This window comes from Natronococcus sp. JC468 (genome assembly GCF_012163165.1).
In the GTDB taxonomy this organism is placed as follows: Archaea; Halobacteriota; Halobacteria; order Halobacteriales; family Natrialbaceae; genus Natronococcus; species Natronococcus jeotgali.
Map to the genome: position 1 here is coordinate 29506 of NZ_JAAVUO010000016.1, position 21480 is coordinate 50985.

A 21480-nucleotide genomic window follows, 5' to 3' on the forward strand; every position below is an offset into this window, starting at 1 on the left:
CATGAGCGAGTTTTCCCGCGAGGCCGCGGTCGACCGGCTGGAGACGCTGGTCGAGACCGTCGAACGCGAGCGCACGCCCGTTCCCGTCCGTGAAATTTGGGCGTTCGGCGACGTCGCGCTCGGGCTCGACCCCGTTGAGCGGCTCGATGTCTACCTCACGAAGGACGTGCTGATGCGCGACGACAGCCAGTCGACGGACGTCGGCGAGGAGTACGGGATCGAGGGCGTCGGCCAGTCGGTTCGGGCCGACTGGGCCGCCGAGTATCCCGAGTACCTCTGGGCGAACGCCAACGGCCACGCCGCCCCCGAGAAGTGTCTGGCCGCCCAGTTGCTCGGCGAGGACGAGCCGATCCACCTCGAGGTCTGTAACGCCGGCTTCGAGGACAACGTCACTCAGCGGTTACGCGGCGCGAAACTCCGGGAGGACTACACCCGGCTGCTCGATCCCCGCGGGGTGTGTCTCTGGGTCGACGGCACGAGAAGCGACGAGGCGTTTCGCAAGCTTCGGGAGAGCGAGCTCGCCCTGCCGACGCTGTCGGCCGCCCTCGAGATGCTCGGAATGGACGAGACGGAGGCCAGCGAGGCCGCCCGAGAGGTCCACGCCTGGCGTGAGCAACAGGAGGGGGCGACGGTGCGGGGCGACGTCGTTTGATCAGTAATCGATCGAAGCGAACACGACGAGCAGGATGACGCCGGCGAGGGCACCGATGACGAGGAAGGCCTCGTCGAAGTACCCCCGGTCAGCGATCGCCCCGAAGACGACCGGGCTCATCGCGCCGAGCGCGAGGTAGACCGTGCGGAGGGCACCCAGGCTCGTCCCCCGGGTTCCGTCCGGCAGTCGGCTGGTGAGATCGGAGATGACGATCGTCTCGAATCCGAGGAGCGTGCTCGCGAGAACGGTCAGCGGGACGAACAGCCACGGCTCCCCCGCGACCGGGAGCGCGACGAGTGCCAGCCCGGCCGAACTCACGAGCGCCAGCAACGGGATCCGGACGCCGACGCTGTCGTAGGCCCGTCCCGCGATCGGCTTCATCAGGATCCCCAGCGCGAAGAAGAAGCCGAACAGCGCGGTCGAGGCCTGCGAGGAGAGGCCCTTTTCGTCGACCAGGTACGTCGGGTAAAAGCCCATGAACGCTTGGATGATCACGGCCCACAACACGAGCAGCATGGTTCCTCGGAACACCGCCGGATGGGAGAGGCTCGGGACGACGTCCTCGAGCGAGAGCGCCTCGCGTAGCGGCCCCGTCGCCGACTCTCGTCTCGGGAGCGTCCGCCAGAGCCCGACCGCGGCGAGCACGAACAGCGGTACGGCGAACCCGAACCCGTACTGCCAGCCGACCGCGACCGCGAGGGACCCGGCCGCCGGCGGCATCACCGCGTTCCCGACGTCGCCGGCGGCCATCGTGGCGCCCGTGGCCGTCCCGAGCTGGTCGGAGTAGATCTTGTCGAGTATGGTGAACCTCGAGACGCCGTACAGGGCGGTTCCGAGTCCGAACAGCGCCGTCGCGAGGAACAGCACGATCGCCGACTCCGCGACGACAACGAGCGCGAGCATCGTCGCCGCGAGGAGGGAGCTGGCGATCAACAGCGGACGCTCGCCGGTCCAGTCCGCGAGGATGCCGCCGGGGAGCTGTCCCGCCGCGTACGCGATCCAGAGGACCGTCAGGAGAAATCCCGCGGTCGTGAGCGTGAGATCGTACGCCCCGCGGATGTGGGGCAGCAACGCCGGGTAGATCATCCGAACGCTGATCGACAGAAACCAGCCGAAGGCGACGGCGAGCAGGATCTTCCCGCGTCCGCCGCTCCGGAGGTCGGCGACCGCGCGTTTCGCGTTCGTAAGGTAGCGCACGAACCGAGATCGTCACCCAGTCTACGGGTTTTCGGTCGCGCTCTTCAGTCTTGTTATCGGACGGCGATCGTCACAACGGACTCCCGTCCGGCTCTCGAGCCCGGGGCCGATCACGCCCGACCGACGGTGACGAAAAACGGGATCTCCTCGCGGCGCCGGTAGGAGCGATCCTCCATCTGTTCGATCACGTCCCGTCCCATCGATCGCCACTCGCTGCGGAGGGCGTCGTACTCCTCGCCGCTCATTTCGCCCGCGAGCATCGTCTCCCGGTCGTCGGCCAGCCCGGCGCCCGTCGCCTTTCGCTGGGCGGTCGTCAGCGCCGCGTCGCCGTAGGGCGGCTCGATCGTCCGCTCGTGGTCGTAGCGGCGCGTCTCGAGCACCTCGAGCCCCGCCTCGTCGAAGGCGTCGCGGGCGTCGGCGCCGAGCGCGACGTCGGTTCCGACCCCGTCGAGGTAGGCCCGTCGCGCCCGATCCTCGAGTCGCTCCTCCGAGGGGACGCTCGAGTCGACGTCGACGGCGCCGTTGTCGGGCTCGACCGCAGCGACGAGATCGCTCGAGACACGGGCGAACTCCCGGATCGCCGTCTCGGGATCGGGCAGGTTGATCAACAGCGCCTGACAGACGACGAGGTCGAAGGCGTCGTCGGGAAACGGCAAGCGGAGGGCGTCGCCCGCGACGACCGGAACGTGCTCGCGAGCCTGCTCGAGCAACGCGGGGTCGGCGTCACAGCCCACGACCTCGCCCGCCGCCTCCGCGGCGAGGACGCGGCTCAGCTCGCCGGTGCCACAGCCGACGTCGAGGACGCGCTCGCGGGAGCCGAGCGCGAGGGGCTCGAGCGCTCGCCGGGAGTCGTCCCACATCCCCTCGCGGGTCCGCTCGAGGTAGTCTTCGGAGAACTCGCGCACGGCTCCTCGTATTGCCAGCGGGAGTAAAAGCGGGTCGGTTCCGAGCGACGCCGAACCGTGCGTTTACGTGTCGTCTCGGAGTTCCCTCGTCTTCTCGATGTTCCAGGCGAAGCCCTTCCCGTCCTCGGTCGGCGTCTCGAGCGCGAACGGCAGCTCGCGCAGGTCGGGGTGGTTGACGATCGCGCGCATGCCGTCCTCGCCGATATAGCCCTCGCCGATGAGGGCGTGTTCGTCCTTGTGGGTGCCGACGTCGTGTTTCGAGTCGTTGAGGTGGACGTACTCGAGGTGTTCGAGGCCGACCTCGTCGTCGAACCGGGAGACGGTCTCGTCGACGGCCTCGGGCGTGGTGAGGTCGTTGCCCGCGACCAGGGTGTGGGCGGTGTCGATGCAGATGCCGATCTCCTCGTCCGTGCGGTCGATGATCCCCGCGAGGTGGGCGAACTCCCCGCCCAGCTTGGTGCCGCTACCCGCGTCGGACTCGATGAGAATTTGCACGTCTTCGGGAACCTCGAGGTCGTCGATGACGCTCGCAGCGTTGTCGAGCCCGCCTTCGACGCCGGCGCCCGTATGCGCGCCGAGGTGGACGTTTACGTACGGAATCCCCAGCTTCTCCGCGGCGTCGAGTTCGGCCTGCATGCTCTCTTTGGACTTCCGGCGGAGGTCGTCCTTGGGCGTACAGAGGTTGACGAGGTACGAGGAGTGGATCACCCACGGTCCCTCGAGCAGGTCGTCGCTCTCCTCGCGAAAGCCCGCCGCGGCCTCGTCGCTGATCTCGGGTTTGGCCCAGACCTGCGGCGAGGTCGTGAAGATCTGCCCGCAGTTGCCGCCGAATGCGCGCTGGCGGTGGACTGCATTGCGGACATCGTCGTAGGGGGGCGTTTCGTCGTCGGAGGAGACGCGCGAGCCGGAGATCGAGACGTGTGCGCCGACCTTCATGGCCGAGAGTGGGTATCGCCCGGTGATAGGTACTTCGGAGTCGCCGGACCGACCCTTCGGAGTTCGATCGGAGGCCCCATAGGTCGGGTCCGTACTCCGAGGTTCTGAGAATTAACTCGATATTTTGTACCCGTTCGTTCCCAACTGCAAGACGAGGGGAATCACAATGACGATCGCCGACGTCGAACGACGGCACCTCGGAGCACCGATCCGACCGATCGTCCGCGCCGCGGGCGGGCTCGCGCTGGCCGCGGGTATCGCCGGGCACGCCGCGCTCGGTACCGCTGCCGCGCTGTTTTTCTACGTCCTCCTGTTCGGGCCGTGAGGGGGCTGTCCGCTGTCCGTAGCCGTCCCCCACTCGTCCCGCCGTTTATCCGCACTGCCCGACTGGCGAGAGTTTCGACGCTCCGTTCGCGAACGGACTCGCGTCCTACCGTCCGTCCTCGAGGACCTCGCGTTCGCGAACCCAGGCGTCCGCGCCGTACTTCCGGTCGGCGAGGTCGCGGGCCGCCTCGAGTTCGTCCTCGCGCCACTCGCCGTCGGTCGCTCCACACCACTCCTGCAAGGAGTCGGCGACGGTCTCGACGGCGGTTTCGCGGTCGAGACTGGTCTGCTCGCGAACGCTGGTCACGCGATCGACGAACGTGTCGGCAGTGACGTCGGTGTCGAAGACGTCGACGTGGTGGTCGGGCTCGAGGTCGTACGACAGCGACCCGTGCTGGATCACGACGTCCCGTCGGCGGTACTGAGCGTTGCCGCTGAGTTTCTTCGCGTCCGCTCCCGCGCTCGCGGGCGCGACTACGTCGTGAGCCGGGTTGATATCCCGCAGGTAACAGGAGGGGTAGTAGATCGACGCCTGCTCGGCGCCCGCGAAGTCGGCGTCGATCCCCATGCGGTCGAACGCCTCGAGGATCGGCTCACAAAACAGCGCGTAGCAGTCCATCAGGTCGCCGGGCACCTCGTCGGCCGGCGCGACGATCGTGTAGGAGATGTCGGCGTACCGGTCGTGGTAGATCCCTCCGCCCCCGGTCTGTCTGCGGGTGACGTCGATCCCCGCCCGCTCGCAGTACTCCCAGTCGACCGAGTCGGGATCCTGTCGGTAGCCAAGCGAGAGCGTGCTCGGCTCCCACGAGTAGACGCGAACGGTTCGGAGGTCGTCCTCGATCGCGGTTCGGCCGGCGACCTCCTCGAGGGCCATCTGGGTCGCCCCCTCGCGAGCATCGTCGGCGATGAGCCGCCAGTCGCGGTCGGCAAGCGCGGTCATGCTCGAGCGCAGGACGGCGAGGCGGAAAGCGATTCCGACGACGCGTTATAGTAACAACTGAAACGGTTTGCACACCGATCGCACAGTAGTCGTGCGATCGGGTGCGCACTGACTTTCAGTGGCTACTATAGTTTCGTATCGCTACTAGCGATTTACCGACGGGCCGTGTCGGTGCCCCGTCGAGACGACGGCGCGTCCGGATCGGCCCGCGTAGCCGTTGTCACGACGTTTTTACGTGCCGAACGGGTAGCTTCGGGACATGGTGCGGAACGTCGCCGAGTTACTGCCGGAGCTCGAGGAAGAGGACTTCTATCTCCTCTCGGGCGTGGAGCAGGGAATGCGCTTCTCGGAGTGGGTCCAGCGGGAGAAGCTCCCGAAGTTCGCCAGTCTGACCGAAGAGGAGGTCGATTACCGCCTCGAGCGCTGTCTCAAGCGCGGGCTCGTCGAGAAGAAGACGATCCAGTACGAGGGGTACACCCTCCAGTTCGAGGGGTACGATGCGCTCGCGTTGCGGACGCTCGTCGAACGGGAGACGATCGGCGAGTTCGGCTCGCCGCTGGGGGTCGGCAAGGAAAGCGACGTCTACGAGGTTCGCTCCTACAAGCCCCTGGCGCTGAAGTACCACCGCGAGGGGTACACGAACTTCCGGGAGGTCCACAAGGAACGCGACTACACCTCGGACAAGGAGCACGTCTCCTGGATGTACACCGCGCGCAAGGCGGCCGAGCGCGAACACGAGATCCTCGAGGAACTGTACCCCGACGTCGCCGTTCCCCGTCCGATCGATCAGAACCGTCACGCGATCGTGATGGAGAAGATGGACGGGGTCGAGCTCTCGCGGGCGAAACTCGAAGCCGACCAGGTGCTGGGCGTCCTCGATCTGCTCGTCGGCGAGGTCGCCGGCGCGTACGAGGCGGGGTACGTCCACGCCGACATGAGCGAGTACAACGTCTTCGTCAACGAAGGGGGTGTGAAGGTGTTCGACTGGCCCCAGGCGGTGCCGACCGATCACGCCAACGCCGAGGAGTTCCTCGAGCGGGATCTGGAGAACCTGCTCGGCTACTTCCGACGCAAGTACCCCCGACGGGTTCCCGACGACCTCTCGAGCGACGACCTGGCCGAGTCGATCGCCGACGGCTCCTTCGAATCGATCCGCGAGTGACGGCGCACGCCGCTTCGGTTTACCCACGGCACCGACGGATCGCGGGCGTTCGAAACACCGCCGAACGAGCGGTCGTCGATCCGCCGTCGACGCCGCTCGGATCCGCCTCGAGTCGACCGTAAATGCCATCTCGGTATAGGAAGCGGGTCGAACGGACTCGATCAGATATTATCAGACGTAAAGACTGTTGCTCCGGAAGAACTACCGCAGGCTTATTTTGTCAGGAGGCCGTAGTTCTACTATGGCAGTCAATACCTCCCAAACAATCGACGGCGTCGGTCGCTGGGGCGGCGGATTCACCGGTGGGCTGGCCGGCGGCATCGCGATGGGGCTGATCCTCTCCCTCGGCGGGAATCAGATCGAGCTCCTCGGGGGGCTCGCGCCGATTCCGGCGGCGGACGTCGGCGCTGGCTGGGCGATCCACCTGCTGCTCAGCGTGCTGTTCGGGCTGGCGTTCGCGACGGTAATCTCGCTGCAGCCGATCCAGAACGTCGTCAACACGTTCCGGGAGTACCTCCTCGCGGGAATCGTCTTCGGAACGGTGCTCGGGCTCGTCGCCGGCGGGCTCATCTTTCCGGTCGCGATGACCCGAGCCGGGGTCGGCGCGTTTCCGCTCCCGTACCTGCCGGTTCCGGGACTCGCGGGTGAGCTGTTCGCCGCGTTGCTGTTCGCGATCGGTCACCTCGTCTACGGGCTGGTCCTCGGCGCGGTGTTCGCGGCGGTCAACGGTATCGCACCGGAGATGATCCGTCGTCGGGTTCCCGCCTCCGACCAGTAGCCGCGACGGCGCGGCGTTCGCGGCGGCCAACGCCACCGCGCCGGAGCCGTCTCCGAACCGATAGTTCGTTACGCCGAGGGCGCGTGGAACGACCCATGCCGAAGACCGCGATCAACCTCTACAGCGTTCGCGAACTCGAGGATTCCACGTTCGGCGTCCTCGAGCGCGTCGCCGACGCCGGGTACGACGGCGTCCAGTTCGCCGGCGAGTACTCCCCGCTGCACGACGATCCGAACGCCGTCGTCGAGGCGCTCGAAACGCTCGGACTCGGCGTCGTACCGCCCCACGTCGGGATCGAAACGCTCGAGGACGACCGCGCCGCCGTCCGGGAGGCCTACGTACCCCTCGGAATCGACGGCGTCGTCGTTCCATGGCTCGGTCCGGACCGGTTCGAGTCGTCCGGGGCCGTCGAGGAGACGTCGACGCGGCTCGAGGCGCTGGCCGACGACCTTGCCGACGAGGGCTGGGCGCTGTCCTACCACAACCACGACCACGAGTACGCCGACCTCGGGAGCGAGTCGGCCTTCGAGCGCTTCCTCGAGGCGACCGATATCGGGATCGAACTCGACGTCGGGTGGGCGCTCGCGGCCGGCGACGACCCCGTCGAGCGTCTCCGCCGGCTTCGGGGTCGAATCCGGACGGTTCACCTGAAAGATATGCGCGTCGACGGCGACCCCGAGTTCGCCGAGATCGGCGAGGGTGACGTCGACGTCCGCGCTTGCGCCGAGGCCGCCGCGGACGCCGGCGCGGAGTGGCTCGTCTACGAGCACGACGACCCGCGCGAACCCGCCGCCTCGCTCGAGCGCGGCGCCGCGGTTCTCGGGAAGCTGTAGTCCCGCAGTACGGCCGTGGCCCCGCCACCCGCGTTCGGCCGGGCCGCCCCCGTCGGAACGGCGTCCGCACGCGGTACGAGAGGCCGGCCATCGAAACCGAGGCCGGACGAGCGTCCGGAGTTACGCGGCGACCGATCCGTCGCTGGTAAACCCGTAATAAGTTTATAATAGTTTATTTTTGCGAACTGTCACTGGGTGCCGTCCTCGGAGGTCCCTGCGGCGGCGCCTCGAGCGGCCTTCTCTCGAGCGTCTCGGACCGAGAGCCGAACGTTGCACAGCGAAAACGTCCGGCGGCCTCGAGACCCGCGCCCGACCGGGGTTCGATCGGTCCTCGAGCCTGCTGAGAGCGTCCGCTTCGATGGATCGCCGTGTCCGGTAACTATTGTCACAGTGCAACGGTGATAGTGGGTCGCATAACTAACTGGCTCGGTAGTGTGTGTCGAACTGGCATGAGCGAGACACCACTCGAGTATCAACGGGACGTACTCGAGACCGTCGTCGACGAGGCGGTCAGCGAGGGGATGACCTCGGAGGCCGAGGCCGAGCAGCTGCGGGATCGGGTCGAGTCGCTCGAGTCGATGCGATCGGTCGATCGGCTCTGGGACGATCTCTCCCAGGAGTACGAGCTGCTCGAGCCGGCGTAGCCGGTTCCAAAGCGGGGGCCGACGATCGAACGCGGGTCCGTCGTGAATTCGAACCGAACGCGTCCGCACCGTCGACGCGGTTCGAAGCGTTTATACTCGGGAACTGGGTAGATCGGGACGACTCGCTGGGTCGCGGGCACCGGCGGGCACCTGTTCGGCGGTGACGTCCACAGGTCGGGATGTGATCCGCGGGGTCGACCCGCTGGGTTGAACCAGGAAACGCCCGCAGTGATCACGATGGCAAAGAGCTTCTACTCTCACATCAAGGACGCGTGGAAGGACCCCGACGACGGCAAGCTCGGTGAACTGCAGTGGCAGCGCAAACAGGAGTGGCGCAAGCAGGGCGCGATCGAGCGGATCGATCGACCCACTCGCCTCGACAAGGCCCGCGAGCTCGGCTACAAGGCCAAGCAGGGCATCATCGTCGTGCGAGTCTCCGTTCGAAAGGGGACGGCGCGCAAGCAGCGACACAAGGCGGGCCGACGAACCAAGCGCCAGGGCGTCAACCGCATCGGCCGACGCAAGAACATCCAGCGCATCGGCGAGGAGCGCGTCTCTCGAAAGTACCCCAACCTGCGGGTGCTCAACAGCTACTGGGTCGGCGAGGACGGCTCGCAGAAGTGGTTCGAGGCAATCCTCGTGGATCCGGACCACCCCGCGATCGAGAACGACGACGACCTAAACTGGATCTGCGACGACGCCCACACGAACCGCGCGTTCCGCGGGCTGACGAACGCCGGCAAGGACAACCGCGGCCTGAACAACCGCGGCACGGGCGCCGAGAAGGTCCGACCGTCTAACACGGGCGGCCGGGGCCGCGCGAAGTAACATCGGTTCGAACACGGCCTCGATTTTTCGATCCACATCGCCGGTAGCCTCGGCCCTGTCGGCCGAAACGCGTTCGCCGGTACGCCCGCGTTCCTCGTGACCAATCGCATCCGCGTGAGCGTTCGTGGTGGATACTTATCCGGAACGAGACCGTATATCGGGGCATGGCGAAGCGAATTCTCGTCCCGATCGACGACTCGGACCGCTCGACCCAGGCCCTCGAGTTCGCGCTCGAGGAACACCCCGAGGCGACGGTGACGGCGCTGCACGTCCTCGATCCGGGCGACTTCTACGCGACGACGGGGATCGAGGGCGGGGCGATGGCCAACTACGACGAGATCCAGGACCACCACGAGACTCGAGCCGAGAACTTCCTCGAGGACGCGGCCGACCACGCCAGCGAACTCGGCGCCACGATCGAGACCGACAAGATCGTCGGCGGGATCTCCCGATCGATCGTCGACTACGCCGAGGACAACGACTTCGATCAGATCGTTATCGGAAGCCACGGCCGGACCGGCGCCAGCCGCATCCTGTTAGGTAGCGTCGCCGAGACCGTCGCCAGGCGCTCCCCGGTACCGGTGACGATCGTTCGCTGACGCCCGCAGTCAGCGTTTCGCTCTCTGACCCCTGCTTTCCATACGTACCCGTATCCGTGTCTATAGCTCTCACAGGGACGAACATACGAACCGTTAGGTTGCGCCTCGAGCAGGAGGTCGTATGGAAACCGACCCGACCCGCGTCGCGATGGTGTGCGTACAAAACGCCGGACGGAGCCAGATGGCGACCGCCTACGCCGAGCGCGAGCGCGAGGCTCGCGGACTCGAGGACGCGGTCGAAATCGTCTCGGGCGGCACCCACCCCGCGGAGTCGATCCACGACGTCGTCCGCGAGGCGATGGCCGAAGAGGGATTCGACCTCTCGGATCGGACGCCCCGGGAGGTCTCCGACTCGGAGCTCGAGGCCTGCGACTACGTCGCGACGATGGGGTGTTCGACCCTCGAGCTCGACGCCGACACCGACGTTCGGGACTGGGACTTGGAGGATCCACACGGGAAGGACCTCGAGCGAGTTCGCGAAATCCGCGAGGACGTCAGGGAGCGCGTCGAGGCGCTGTTCGACGAACTCGAGGCCGATAGTTAGACCGAGACCAGCGAGCCGATCGGCGCGTCGGTTCGGTCGCGGGCGCGCTCGATACCGTCGTCGCCGGCGGCGATGAGCGCGAAGACGCCGGCGACGTCGGCGTCGGCCGTTTCGACGATGTCGAGCAACAGCTCCTGGGTCTCGCCCGATCGGATGAGGTCGTCGACGACGAGCACCGACTCGCCCGCGTCGATCGCCGCGGCCGGCAGGTAGTAGGTGAGCTCGATGCCCGACTGGAGCCGCTCGCGGGCCTCGATAAACTCCTCGACAGCGGTCTCCTTGGTCTTTTTCGCGTAGGCACAGCGGGTGCCGTAGTAGCTCGCCAGCGCGCTCGCCAGCGTGATCCCGTCGGTCGCGGCGGTCAGGACGACGTCGGGACGATCGAACTCGTAGGCGTTGGCGACGATCGGCGCGGCGAGATCCAGGAAGGGCTGGTCGAACACCGTCGCCGTGTTGTCGACGTACCCTTCATCGTCGACACGGATCCGGGCGCCGAGCTCGTCGGCCAGCGCCTCGCGGCCGAGTTCGTCGACGACCTCGCGGGCGCGCTCGGTACCGGGCAGGACGTGGCCGTTGACGTAGCGGTTGAGGTCGCCGGCGGGAAGGCCGGTCTCCGCGGCGAGTTCGTCGTAGGTTCGCGTCTCCTTCAGCATCCGCAACACGTCGACCGCCCGCAGCTGGAGGGCGGCCTTCTCGGCGCGGTTCATACTAGTGTGCACGATGCTGCAAGTATGGATATTTCGATTCGTCTTGCCGTGTGTTCACACCACGTACGTGGGTGAGGCGGCCCGCGAACGAACGATTCAGCGGCTGCGTCGATCGAACTCGTGAGGGCCGTCGCCCCGGCCGTATCGACGCAGCAATCGCCGCATGACCCGCGCCTGGGCCTTCTGTAACAGCGTCGCCGCCGTGCTCGAGGCGCACCCTATCGCCGCGGCGACGTCGTCGACGCTACCCTCGCGGGGCACCTCGAAGTAGCCGACCTCGACGGCGGCCGCGACCGCCTCGAGCTGGCGGTCCGTGAGCCCGTCGACCAGCGGGGCGTGCCGGCGGTCGTACTCGCCGATCGTCCGGACGGTGACGTCGATCGCATCGGGGAGACCCTTGAGCATCGCCCGCAGGTTCTCGCCGGTGCCGACGACGGTCATCCCGAACGCGGCGGTGGAATCGTAGACGATCGGCGGGACGACGACGAGATCCAACTCGAGGAACGCTTTCCGCCAGCGAACGTCCTCTTCGCGGGTCTCCTGACAGACGTAACAGTAAAACGCGCCGTCGTCGACGGGGGTCAGATCGTACCAGCGGACCGAGTCGACGGCCGCGAGCGCGTCCTCGTACGGCTCGCGGTCGGCCTCGACGTAAAACAGCTCGTACTCGAGTTCGGGTCCCCGCGGGTCGACGTTCCAGGCCTGTAGCTCCTCGTACCGTACGACGTCCGTCTCCCTGATGAACCGCTGCATCGGGTGGAGCATCGGATCGGGCTGGGAGAGCCGCAGGTCGAGGTACTTCATCGACGGCGTCCGACGACTATCGATACACCGATATAAATCCCCTAGTCCGTCCGCGAGAACGGCCAGTATCGTCGAGCGACGACGGTTCGGTATGCCACGCCGATCGAACCGAACGCGGCGCCGTCGTCCCGCTCCGAATCGGATCGTCGGGGTCCCCGTCCTCGAGCCGAGCCGTCGCTCCGGGCCGGAGGGATCTCGATGGTGGCGGTAACGCCTCTGGCGTTCGCGATCGCCCTCGGGCTCGCCCTGAGCAACCTGGCGGGGATCGTCGCCAGCGCACTCGGGCTCGTCGACTACTGGCCCCCGGGCGAGCGGAGCCGACGGTACTACTTACACTGGGGGCTGTCCCACGCGCTCAACGCGGCGGTGCTCGCGCTCGTGTACCTGGACTGGAACAGCCTCGGACTGGCGCGAACGCCCTCGCTGGCCGTCGGCACGGCGCTGTTTGTCGCCGGGTACGCGGTCGCCATCGCGGCCGGACTCGACCTCGGCGTCGAGGAGGCCAAGGGTCTCGCCGGGGAGTTGCGAACCGGCGGCTGGTACCGCTACTCGCGGAATCCGCAGTACGTCGGCTACGTCGCCGCGACGGTCGGCTTCGCGCTGATCGCGAACTCGCGGCTGGTCGCGGTCGTCTGTGCGATCTACCTCGGCTGGTGGCTCGCGCTGCCGTTCGCCGAGGAGCCGTGGCTGCGCGAGCGCTACGGTCGAGCCTACGAGCGGTACGCGGCCCGGACCCCGCGGTTCGTCGGGTTCCGAACGGTTCGCACGCTCCTCGAGAACCGGGAGACGGACCCGAACGTCGACGGCTGACGGCCGACGCGCGCGATCAGCCCTGCAGGAAGTCCGGTTCCGTGCGCTGCTCGTCGCGCTCGCCCTTGAGGTGGGCTCGGAACTCGTCGATCTCGACGTCGTACTCCTGGTCCTCGAAGCGGTCCCGCACCGAGATGGTGCCGTCGTCTTCCTCGTTGTCCCCGACGATGATCTGGTAGGGAACTCGGTCGTCGTGGGCCGCGCGGATCTTCCGTTCCAAGGTGCTGTCGCGCTGATCGACCTCGACGCGGAAGTCGTCGAACTCGTTTGCGACCCGGTGGGCGTAGCCCAGGTTGTCGTCCGAGATTGGCAGCACGCGGACCTGCTCGGGAGCAAGCCACAGCGGGAACCGCCCCTCGAAGTGCTCGATGAGCATCATGAAGAAGCGCTCGTAGCTCCCGTACAGCGCCCGGTGAATCATCACGGGCTGGTGCTGTTCGTTGTCCTCGCCGACGTAGTCCAGGTCGAAGCGCTCGGGCATGTTGAAATCGAGCTGGACCGTCGGGCCGTCCCACGAGCGCCCGATGGCGTCCTCGAACGCGAAGTCGATCTTCGGGCCGTAGAAGGCGCCGTCGCCCTCCTCGATCTCGTACTCGTGGGCGCGGGCCTCGAGGACCTCCTCGAGCTGGTCCTCGGCGCGGTCCCAGATCTCGTCGCTCCCGACCGATTTCTCGGGTCTCGTTGCGAGGGCCATCTCGTACTCGAGGTCGAACGTCTCGAGAACCTCCGTGATCATGTCCATGATCTCCTCGACCTCCTGGCGGATCTGGTCGGGACGGATGAACAGGTGGCCGTCGTCGATCGTAAACGCCCAGACCCGCGAGAGGCCCGACAGCTCGCCGCGCTGTTCCTTGCGGTAGACCTTGCCGTTCTCCGCGTAGCGGATCGGCAGGTCGCGGTACGACCAGGACTGGTCCTGGAAGATCGCGGCGTGGCCCGGACAGTTCATCGGCTTCAGGCCGAACTCGTCATCGCCGACGTCGAAGATGAACATGTCGTCGGCGTAGTTCTCGTAGTGGCCCGAGCGGTGCCAGAGATCCGTTTTGAAGACGTGGGGCGTCTCGACGTAGTCGTAGCCCGCGTCCGTATTTAGGTCCTCGACGAAGTCCTCGAGCTCCTTCAGCACCGTCTTGCCCGCGGGGTGATACAGCGGCAGCCCGGGGCCCGTGACGTCCTGAATCGAGAACAGGTTCATCTCCGAGCCGATCCGGCGGTGGTCCCGTTTCTCGGCTTCCTCCTTGCGCTCGAGAAAGTCCTCGAGGTCGCTCTCGTCCTCGAAGGCCGTCCCGTAGATCCGCGTCTGCATCTCGTTTTCCTCGTCGCCGCGCCAGTAGGCGCCCGCGATCTCGAGCAGCTTGACGACGCCGATCTCTCCCGTCGAGTCGACGTGGGGGCCCGCACAGAGGTCCTCCCACTCGCCCTGTTTGTAGAACGACACCCGGTCGTTCTCGTCGGCGAACTCCTCGAGTAGCTCGAGCTTGTACGGCTCGTCCTCGAGGCGCCGTTCGGCCTCCTCGATCGAGACGTCCTCGCGCTCGATCTCGTAGTCCGCGGCGACGATCTCCTCGATCTCGCGCTCGAGCTCGGCGAGGTCGTCCTCGTCGACCTCGAGGTTATCGAAGTCGTAGTAAAAGCCCTCGTCCGTCGGCGGGCCGATCGCGAGCTTGACCTCCTCGTCGTCGTAGAGGCGTTCGACGGCCTGTGCGAGACAGTGCGACGCGGAGTGGCGCATCACGCGCAGGTACTCGTCGGACCCGTCCGTGACGATCTCGAGTTCGGCGCCGTCGTAGACGGGTTCCTCCTTGGCGACGAGTTCGCCGTCGAGCTTGCCCGCGATCGTGTCGCTTCCGAGTCCGGGCCCGATCTCGTAGGCGCAGTCCTCGACCGTCGCGCCGGCGTCGACCTCGAGCTCGGATCCGTCTGGCAGTACGACCGCTATCCGTTCCTGTGAATCTGATTCTGACATGGCTGTAATCGGTTGGGGAACTTCGGTGAGAAGTTCGAACAGGCGTCCGCGCACGCCGCTCGCTGGCCGGTTGCGTCCGACGCAGCGAACGGTAGGTGATGATTAGAAGCGGGCGAGAGCCCCTGTAAAGCGGACACCTACCATCGTGGATACGAGTTGTCTCGAGCGGGATAAAAGCGTTGTGATGGTCCGTCACCCGTCCCAGTCGAGGTTCACGATCGCCGTCGACGCGGTTCCGGAGTACTCGGACGCGCGGACCACCCTCTGACAACCAGATGGTACTCACCAGTTATATCCCTGCTCGGATCGAAACGTCGACGATGTCATTCAGCGACGACCTCCTCGAGGACGGCAGTCACGTCTGGGAGGCGCAGCTCGAGCACCCCTTCGTGGTCGAACTCGCCGAGGGCTCCCTCGACGAGGACGCGTTCGAACACTGGGTGAAACAGGACTACCGCTACCTGCTCGACTACGCGCGGCTGTTCGCGATCGCGGGCGGGAAGGCCCGAGACGAGGCGACGATGACCCACCTGCTGGGCGTCGCCCACCAGGTGCTGGACCACGAGATGGAGCTCCACCGGGAGTTCGCCGCCGACTACGGGATCTCGGTCGACGAACTCGAACGCGTCGAGAAGGCCCCGACCTGCGTCGCGTACACGAGTTTTCTCGTGCGAACGGCCCACGAGGGCTCGATCGCCGAGATCGCCGGGGCGCTCTATCCGTGCATGCAGGGGTATCTCGACGTCGCCGAGCACATGACCGAAATCGCGACCGAAGAACACCGCTACACGCCCTTTATCGAGATGTATACGAGCGACGAGTTCCGCGAGGCGACCGACTGGTGTCGCGAGTTCGTCGATCACTGCGGCGACCGCTACCCTGGTGAGGGCGAGGCGATGCGCGAGGCGTTCCTGACGAGCGCCAAACTCGAGTACCGGTTCTGGGAGATGGCCTACACGCGGGAGGGGTGGGGACTGTGAGCGACGCTTCCGCGCCGACGTCCTACGGGGCGTACGCCGAAACCGTCGCCGACCCCCGCTTCACCGACTGGCTTCGCGAGCGCTCGGAGCCGGCCTGGACCGACGCGGTGACGCACCCGTTCACGCGGGAGCTGGGTGCTGGCACGCTCGAGACGGATGCCTACGCGACCTACCTCGTGCAGGACTACGCCTTCCTCGAGGCGCTTGTCGGAGCCTTCGGGTTCGCGGTCGGCCAGGCGCCGGGGATCGGGGCGAAGCGCCCGCTGATCGAGTTCCTCGAGACCGTTACGGGCGAGGAGAACGACTACTTCGAGCGCTCGTTCGACGCGCTGGGCGTGCCCGAGTCGCGATGGACGAACCCCGACCACTCGCCGACCGCGGCCGCGCTGGTCGACCTGCTGGGACGTGCGGCTCGAGAGGGCGGGTACGCCGAGACGCTGGCCGTCCTCGTTCCCGCGGAGTGGATCTACCGGGAGTGGGCCACCGCGGTCGCGACGGAGTACGGCGATTCAGATACCGAGCCGCCCAGCGACGGGACCGATCTTCCCTTCTACTACGCCGAGTGGATCGACCTCCACGCGGTGGGGTCGTTCGTCGGGTTCGTCGACGAACTCCGCGACCAGTTCGACGCGGTCGGCGCAGAGTGCTCGCCGCGACGCCAGCGGCGAGTCGAACGGCTGTTCCGCCGAACCGTCGACCTCGAGGGCGCCTTCTTCGAGGAGTGTTACGGCTCGAGCGACGACCGCGCGTAGCCCGCCGACGACTGTCCGATCGGTACTCGTTTCCTGCTTCGCCGTAACGGATAGCGTATGACGGCGACCGTCGTTCTCTTCGACCTCGACGACACGCTCTACCCGTACGCGCCCTGCAAGGAGGCCGGGATGGAGGCGGCCCTCGAGGCCGCCCGCGAGCTGGGATACGAGTTCGACCGCGACGCCTTCGACGAGTTCTACCGAGCGGGCCGCCTCGAGGTCAAGCGCGAACTCTCCGGGACGGCGGCGACCCACGAGCGGTTCATCTACTTCAAGCGCGCGGTGGAGCAACACACCGGCGAACCCAGGGCTGGCGACGCTCTAGCGCTGGGCGAGGCGTTCTGGGAGGGCTACCTCGAGGAGATGGCGCTGTTCCCGGGCGTCGAGGAGACCCTCGAGACCCTCCGGGAGAACGGTGTCGACGTCGCGATCACGACCAACCTGACGACCCGCATCCAGCTGGCGAAGGTCGAGCAACTCGGGCTCGAGGATCACATCGACGTTCTGGTCACCTCGGAGGAGACGGGTCGGGAGAAGCCGGGCTCGGTCATGTTCACCCTGCCGCTGGCGCGGCTGGACCGACGAGTATCGGAGGCAGTGATGGTCGGCGATAACGTCGATGCGGACATTATGGGGGCCAACGCGGTCGGCCTCGAGACGGTGCTCTGGAACGCCGACCCCGACGAGCCCCTCGAGGGACGACGGGAACCCGACCACAGGATAGATGGCTTCGGCGAGCTAACGGAGCTGGTACCGTGATCCTCGAGTCCGAGCGCCGACAGGTCGTGGAGCACGCCGCCGAACTGGCCGAACTGACGCCCGCGCGGACGGGGAACCTGAGCGTGCGGGAGGGAACCGACGGGGACGCCTTCGCGATCACGCCGACGGGCGTCCCCTACGACAGCTTCGACGTCGCCGAGACGCCCGTCGTCGGCGTCGACGGCGAGCAGCGCGAGGGCGAGATGGCTCCCAGCAGCGAGGTGCCGATGCACTCGGCGATCTACCGCCGCGAGGACGTCGGCGCCATCGTCCACACCCACTCGCCGTGGTCGACGGCGCTGGCGGTCGCCCACCAGCCGCTGCCGCCGATCCACTACATGATCGTCGCCGTCGGCAAGGAAGTGCCCGTCGCCGAGTACGCCCCCTATGGCTCCGACCAGCTGGCCGCGAACATCGTCGAAGCGATGGAGGAAGCCGGGTCGACCGCCTCGTTCATCGAGAACCACGGGCTCGTGGTGACGGCGCCCGACTTAGCGACCGCCCTCGAGAACACCCACCACGTCGAGAGTCTGGCTCGACTGTACCTCGAGACGCGCTCCGCGGGGCTCGAGCCGCGGCGGCTCTCCGACGAGCAGTTGGAGACCGTGCTCGAGAAGTTCGAGTCCTACGGCCAGTAGGTGCGGACAGGGAACAGCGCCAGCCCGTCGCTATCCTCGAAGGTACGGCCGAAACAGGTCGTCCTCGTGGAGTTCGGGAGGCAGCGTTTCGAACCACCGGGCTGCCTCGATCTCGCCGGATTCGACGCCCAGTTGCTCGGTATCGGGAATCGACCCGTTCGCTCGAGCGTCGAAGACGACGAACTGCGCCGAAAGTCGAACGGTGGCGTCGGATTCGGTTTCGGAGACGTACGTCTGCTCGACGACGAGCAGCGGGTCGTCGACGGTCGCCTCGAGTCCCGTCTCCTCGCGCACCTCGCGTCGCGCGGCGTCGACGAGCGCTTCGCCCGGTTCGACCGCACCGCCGGGGACGATCCAGCCGTCGGACCAGCTGTTCTTTACGAGCGCGATCCGTCCCTCGGAGTCGGTAACGCGGGCGGCGGCCGTCAGTCCGGTTCCCTCGACGGTCCACTCCCGGAACGAATCCACGTTCGCCGGCGAGAGTCGGATCGTCTGTCGCTCCCGCGGAACGGACGGCGGGACGTCGGCGGTCATCACAGTTGCTCGAGAACGGAGACGGGATCAGTCCCGCTCCGCCAGCAGTTCCTCGGCGGTGACGAGCGCCTCCATCTCGAGGCCCGCGTCCTCGACGTTCTCGCGGCCGCCCTCCTGGCGATCCACCACGACCAGCGCGCGCTCGACGGTCGCACCCGCCTCGCGCAGCGCCTCGACGGCCTCGACCAGGCTCGTTCCGGTGGTGACGATGTCCTCGAGGACGACGACCTCCTCGCCCTCCTCGAGGCGACCCTCGACCAGGTTGGAGGTGCCGTACTCCTTGCGCTGCTTGCGGACGATGACGTAGGGGGCCCCCGCCGCGACGCTCGTCGCGGCCGCGAGCGGCACCGCGCCGAGGGCGACGCCCGCGAGCTTGTCGTCAGGCTCGAGTCGCTCGGCGAACGCGTCGGCGACGGCCTCCAGACAGTCGGGATCGGTTTCGAAGAGGTACTTGTCGACGTAGTACTCGCTCGTGCCGCCGTGGGAGAGTTCGAACTCGCCGAACTGCACCGCGTCGGCCGCGCGCAACGCGTCGATGAGCTCCTGGTTCGTCATTGCGGGAAGGGGAGCGTCCCACCGAAATAAGCGGTCTGGTACCGACCGCGGAACCGAACTTCGGGACCGCCGTCGGCTCCCCGCCTCGAGCGGGACGCCGGTGGTCGCCGCCTTCCGGTTGGGACGGATTCGATCGTCGAACGACGCCGGCACCGCGAGCGACGGCGAGGTTTCGATACTACTCGAGGACCGTCTGGGGGCGCTTGAGGTACATCTCCTGGTCGACGACGCGCTCGTAGATCTCGTAGAGGGTGTCGATCGCCGCCTCGTCGGGCGCGAACTGGATGTGCATCGCCGAGCGGTAGGCCCGACAGGAGGTCAGGAAGAAGTACAGCGTCTTGTGGTGGGTCGGCGTCGCGTCGACGACGCCGACCGACTCGCCCGCGAGGTCGTCGGAGAAGTCGTTGAGCATCGCCGCGACGTCGTCGACGAGCTGTTCGTCGGGGCGGTACACGGGCGTGCCGAACGTCTGCTCGAGGAATCGGGTGGTCGACTTCAGAAACGGGTTCGAGTCGAGCCCGGTCGGGTCGACCGCGGCGAAGGTGTCGTACAGCTCGAGCAGGGTCCGGAGCTCCTCGCGCGTGACCGCGATCGGCATCACCGGATCGCCCTTCGGGAGCGAGTAGTCCGGGAAGCTGTGGCCCCCGGGGTCCGGGAGCGCCGAGAGCGTGTCGTCGATGCCCATACTCGACCCACGGCGCGCGCTCCCTAACCGTTTCCGGGGGACCCCGGCTCGAGCGACGGGCTCGGATCTACTGCACCTACTCCTGAAGCCCAGTTGACTCCGTCCGTTCCACGGATTCACTCACTTCGTGCTCGCGGGTCGCTTTGCTCCCCGTCTGCTCGCGGGCGCCAAGCGCCCGCTCGAACGGTCCGCGGGACCGTTGGTCCCGCGCTACTCGCAGCCGCGGTTCTCACTCACTCCGTTCGCTCTGAACCGCGTTCGCTCCGAACCGCGCTACTCCGGATCGTCGTACGCCTCGTAGAACCGATCCATCCGCGCGGCCATGACGAAGTCGGTCTCCCGGAGGCCGTCGATCTTGTGGGTCCACAGCTCGATCACCACCTCGCCCCACGAGAGGTGGATGTCGGGGTGGTGAAACTCCTCTTCTGCGAGTTCGCCGACCTCCTTCGTAAACTCCAGCGCGTCCCGGAAGTCCGCGAACGCGTAGGTGCCCTCGAGGTGGTGTTCGTCGACGACCTCCCAGACGTCCCGATCGAGTTCCTCGAAGAGGGGGATCAGCTCCTCGCCCTCGAGGGGATCCTCGTCGCCGGTACAGGCGGTACACTTCCGATCCGCGAGTTCGGGTTCGGCCATACGCGCAGGGACGGTTTCCGACGCCATGTAACTGGCTACCACTGCGTACGAACCGGGCCGATCCGTACACAGTTACTGTAATCATTATACACAAATTTTTTATCGCCACTGCACGACTTCCCGGTAGAGCGTCCCATGCCACAGACGATTTTCGACGAACGGGAGTACGAACGCAGACTGTCCCGGACCAAGGAGCGACTCCGCGAGGAGGACCTCGACGCGATCGTCGTCTCCGATCCGGCGAACATGAACTACCTCGCGGGGTACGACGGCTGGTCGTTCTACGTCCACCAGGCCGTCGTCGTCACCCTCGAGCGCGACGAACCGATCTGGGTCGGCCGCGAGATGGACGCGGGCGGCGCGCGGGCGACGACGTGGCTCTCCGAGGAGCACATCCGATCCTACAGCGACGACCACGTCCACTCCCCCCACGACCTGCATCCGATGGACTACATCGCGGGCGTCCTCGAGGAACTCGAGGTTGCCGACGGCCGGATCGGCCTCGAGATGGACGCCGCCTACTTCACCGCGAAGTCCTACACGCGCCTGCAGGAGAACCTCCCCGAGGCGACGTTCGAGGACGCCACCCTGCTCGTCGGCTGGGTACGGATCAAAAAGTCCGACCGGGAGCTCGAGTACATGCGCCAGGCCGCCCGAATTTCGGAGAACGCGATGCAGGCCGGGATCGACGCGATCGGCGAGGGAGTCCCGGAGTACGAAGTCGCCGCCGAGATCTACGACGCTCTCATCCGCGGGACCGACGAGTTCGGCGGGGACTACCCCTCGATCGTCCCGCTGATGCCCTCGGGCGATCACACCGACACGCCCCACCTCACCTGGACCGACCGCGAGTTCGAGGACGGCGACCCCGTGATCATCGAGCTCTCGGGCTGTCGCCACCGGTATCACTCCCCGCTGGCCAGGACGACGTTCGTCGGCGACCCGCCCGCCGAACTCGAGGAGGCCGCCGACATCGTCGTCGAGGGGATCGAAGCGGCCCTCGAGACCGCCGAACCGGGCGTCACCTGCGAGGCCGTCGAGGAGGCCTGGCGGGAGACGATCGCGCAGTACGGGATCGAGAAGGAGGATCGGATCGGCTACTCGATGGGACTGGGCTACCCGCCGGACTGGGGCGAACACACCGCGAGCATCCGCCCGGGCGACGAGACGGTCCTCGAGGAGAACATGACGTTTCACATGATCCCCGGGATCTGGACCGAGGAGATCGGGATGGAGATCAGCGAGACGTTCGTCGTCACGGCAGACGGAGTCGAAACACTTGCGGAGTTCCCGCAAAAATTGTTCACAGCGTAAG

General features: G+C 66.9%; 26 protein-coding genes. 15 read left to right on the forward strand and 11 right to left on the reverse strand.

Annotated features, from left to right (window positions below):
* Position 1: 1 nt before the first annotated feature.
* Entirely contained in the window at positions 2–652 is a 651-nt protein-coding gene (locus GWG54_RS11185; RefSeq protein ID WP_167937850.1) for a hypothetical protein, read from the forward strand.
* On the opposite strand, the gene GWG54_RS11190 is transcribed toward GWG54_RS11185, so the two are convergent.
* The 3 genes from GWG54_RS11190 to GWG54_RS11200 form a co-directional block, all read right to left on the reverse strand.
* Positions 653–1849, reverse strand: a complete 1197-nt coding sequence (locus GWG54_RS11190) for a nitrate/nitrite transporter (RefSeq protein ID WP_167937851.1) — start codon at positions 1847–1849, stop codon at positions 653–655.
* Between the two features lie 110 nt (positions 1850–1959).
* On the reverse strand, positions 1960–2754 hold the full coding sequence (locus GWG54_RS11195; RefSeq protein ID WP_167937852.1) for a class I SAM-dependent methyltransferase: 795 nt from the start codon (positions 2752–2754) through the stop codon (positions 1960–1962).
* A 63-nt stretch (positions 2755–2817) separates the two neighbouring features.
* A complete protein-coding gene (locus GWG54_RS11200; RefSeq protein WP_167937853.1) occupies positions 2818–3690 on the reverse strand; it encodes a deoxyribonuclease IV in 873 nt (290 codons plus the stop codon).
* A 166-nt stretch (positions 3691–3856) separates the two neighbouring features.
* Between GWG54_RS11200 and GWG54_RS11205 the strand changes: the two genes are divergently transcribed.
* Positions 3857–4015: a hypothetical protein gene (locus GWG54_RS11205; RefSeq protein WP_167937854.1), complete on the forward strand. Its 159-nt coding sequence runs from the start codon at positions 3857–3859 to the stop codon at positions 4013–4015.
* A 105-nt stretch (positions 4016–4120) separates the two neighbouring features.
* Here the strand turns inward: GWG54_RS11205 and GWG54_RS11210 are convergent, their stop codons facing one another.
* Positions 4121–4954 (reverse strand): biotin/lipoate A/B protein ligase family protein, encoded by an 834-nt coding sequence (locus GWG54_RS11210; RefSeq protein ID WP_167937855.1) that lies wholly within the window; start codon positions 4952–4954, stop codon positions 4121–4123.
* A 259-nt stretch (positions 4955–5213) separates the two neighbouring features.
* Between GWG54_RS11210 and GWG54_RS11215 the strand changes: the two genes are divergently transcribed.
* The 7 genes from GWG54_RS11215 to GWG54_RS11245 all read left to right on the forward strand — a co-directional run bounded on the left by GWG54_RS11215 (position 5214) and on the right by GWG54_RS11245 (position 10342).
* Positions 5214–6116, forward strand: coding sequence for a serine/threonine-protein kinase RIO2 (locus GWG54_RS11215; RefSeq protein WP_167937856.1), 903 nt, complete (start codon positions 5214–5216; stop codon positions 6114–6116).
* A gap of 241 nt (positions 6117–6357) precedes the next feature.
* Positions 6358–6894, forward strand: coding sequence for a hypothetical protein (locus tag GWG54_RS11220; protein WP_167937857.1), 537 nt, complete (start codon positions 6358–6360; stop codon positions 6892–6894).
* A gap of 83 nt (positions 6895–6977) precedes the next feature.
* Positions 6978–7727: a sugar phosphate isomerase/epimerase gene (locus GWG54_RS11225; RefSeq protein WP_312854279.1), complete on the forward strand. Its 750-nt coding sequence runs from the start codon at positions 6978–6980 to the stop codon at positions 7725–7727.
* A gap of 449 nt (positions 7728–8176) precedes the next feature.
* Entirely contained in the window at positions 8177–8371 is a 195-nt protein-coding gene (locus GWG54_RS11230; protein ID WP_008423861.1) for a hypothetical protein, read from the forward strand.
* A 237-nt stretch (positions 8372–8608) separates the two neighbouring features.
* Positions 8609–9199, forward strand: coding sequence for a 50S ribosomal protein L15e (locus GWG54_RS11235; RefSeq protein ID WP_167937858.1), 591 nt, complete (start codon positions 8609–8611; stop codon positions 9197–9199).
* Positions 9200–9363: 164 nt separating this feature from the next.
* The gene (locus GWG54_RS11240) at positions 9364–9798 is read left to right on the forward strand and encodes a universal stress protein (protein WP_167937859.1); all 435 of its coding nucleotides are present in this window, start codon (positions 9364–9366) and stop codon (positions 9796–9798) included.
* 121 nt (positions 9799–9919) lie between these two features.
* Entirely contained in the window at positions 9920–10342 is a 423-nt protein-coding gene (locus GWG54_RS11245; RefSeq protein WP_167937860.1) for a low molecular weight phosphatase family protein, read from the forward strand.
* Here the strand turns inward: GWG54_RS11245 and GWG54_RS11250 are convergent.
* On the reverse strand, positions 10339–11049 hold the full coding sequence (locus GWG54_RS11250; RefSeq protein WP_008423875.1) for a phosphoribosyltransferase family protein: 711 nt from the start codon (positions 11047–11049) through the stop codon (positions 10339–10341). The two genes, GWG54_RS11245 and GWG54_RS11250, sit on opposite strands and share 4 nt — an antisense overlap.
* A gap of 96 nt (positions 11050–11145) precedes the next feature.
* Positions 11146–11853, reverse strand: a complete 708-nt coding sequence (locus GWG54_RS11255; RefSeq protein WP_167937861.1) for a helix-turn-helix domain-containing protein — start codon at positions 11851–11853, stop codon at positions 11146–11148.
* A 198-nt stretch (positions 11854–12051) separates the two neighbouring features.
* On the opposite strand from GWG54_RS11255, the gene GWG54_RS11260 reads away from it, so the two are divergent.
* Positions 12052–12663, forward strand: coding sequence for an isoprenylcysteine carboxylmethyltransferase family protein (locus GWG54_RS11260; protein WP_167937862.1), 612 nt, complete (start codon positions 12052–12054; stop codon positions 12661–12663).
* 16 nt (positions 12664–12679) lie between these two features.
* Here GWG54_RS11260 and thrS read toward each other — a convergent pair whose 3' ends face one another.
* Positions 12680–14629: a threonine--tRNA ligase gene (gene thrS, locus GWG54_RS11265; RefSeq protein WP_167937863.1), complete on the reverse strand. Its 1950-nt coding sequence runs from the start codon at positions 14627–14629 to the stop codon at positions 12680–12682.
* A gap of 320 nt (positions 14630–14949) precedes the next feature.
* On the opposite strand from thrS, the gene tenA reads away from it, so the two are divergent.
* From tenA to GWG54_RS11285, 4 genes are read left to right on the forward strand one after another with little or no spacing between them, the layout of a single operon-like run.
* Positions 14950–15609, forward strand: a complete 660-nt coding sequence (gene tenA, locus GWG54_RS11270; protein WP_167937864.1) for a thiaminase II — start codon at positions 14950–14952, stop codon at positions 15607–15609.
* A complete protein-coding gene (locus tag GWG54_RS11275) occupies positions 15606–16361 on the forward strand; it encodes a TenA family protein (RefSeq protein WP_167937865.1) in 756 nt (251 codons plus the stop codon). Before tenA ends, GWG54_RS11275 begins: the two co-directional genes overlap by 4 nt.
* A 57-nt stretch (positions 16362–16418) precedes the next feature.
* A complete protein-coding gene (locus tag GWG54_RS11280) occupies positions 16419–17120 on the forward strand; it encodes an HAD family hydrolase (protein ID WP_167937866.1) in 702 nt (233 codons plus the stop codon).
* A complete protein-coding gene (locus tag GWG54_RS11285) occupies positions 17117–17758 on the forward strand; it encodes a class II aldolase/adducin family protein (RefSeq protein ID WP_167937867.1) in 642 nt (213 codons plus the stop codon). The genes GWG54_RS11280 and GWG54_RS11285 overlap by 4 nt, the downstream gene beginning before the upstream one ends.
* Before the next feature lie 30 nt (positions 17759–17788).
* On the opposite strand, the gene GWG54_RS11290 is transcribed toward GWG54_RS11285, so the two are convergent.
* From GWG54_RS11290 to GWG54_RS11305, 4 genes are all read right to left on the reverse strand, one after another.
* Positions 17789–18292, reverse strand: coding sequence for an NUDIX hydrolase (locus tag GWG54_RS11290; protein ID WP_167937868.1), 504 nt, complete (start codon positions 18290–18292; stop codon positions 17789–17791).
* Between the two features lie 27 nt (positions 18293–18319).
* Entirely contained in the window at positions 18320–18847 is a 528-nt protein-coding gene (gene pyrE, locus GWG54_RS11295; protein ID WP_167937869.1) for an orotate phosphoribosyltransferase, read from the reverse strand.
* 178 nt (positions 18848–19025) lie between these two features.
* Positions 19026–19532, reverse strand: a complete 507-nt coding sequence (locus GWG54_RS11300) for a hypothetical protein (protein ID WP_167937870.1) — start codon at positions 19530–19532, stop codon at positions 19026–19028.
* Positions 19533–19805: 273 nt separating this feature from the next.
* Positions 19806–20165, reverse strand: coding sequence for a 4a-hydroxytetrahydrobiopterin dehydratase (locus GWG54_RS11305; protein ID WP_167937871.1), 360 nt, complete (start codon positions 20163–20165; stop codon positions 19806–19808).
* Between the two features lie 135 nt (positions 20166–20300).
* Between GWG54_RS11305 and GWG54_RS11310 the strand changes: the two genes are divergently transcribed.
* On the forward strand, positions 20301–21479 hold the full coding sequence (locus GWG54_RS11310; protein WP_167937872.1) for a M24 family metallopeptidase: 1179 nt from the start codon (positions 20301–20303) through the stop codon (positions 21477–21479).
* The last annotated feature ends 1 nt before the right edge of the window (position 21480 follow it).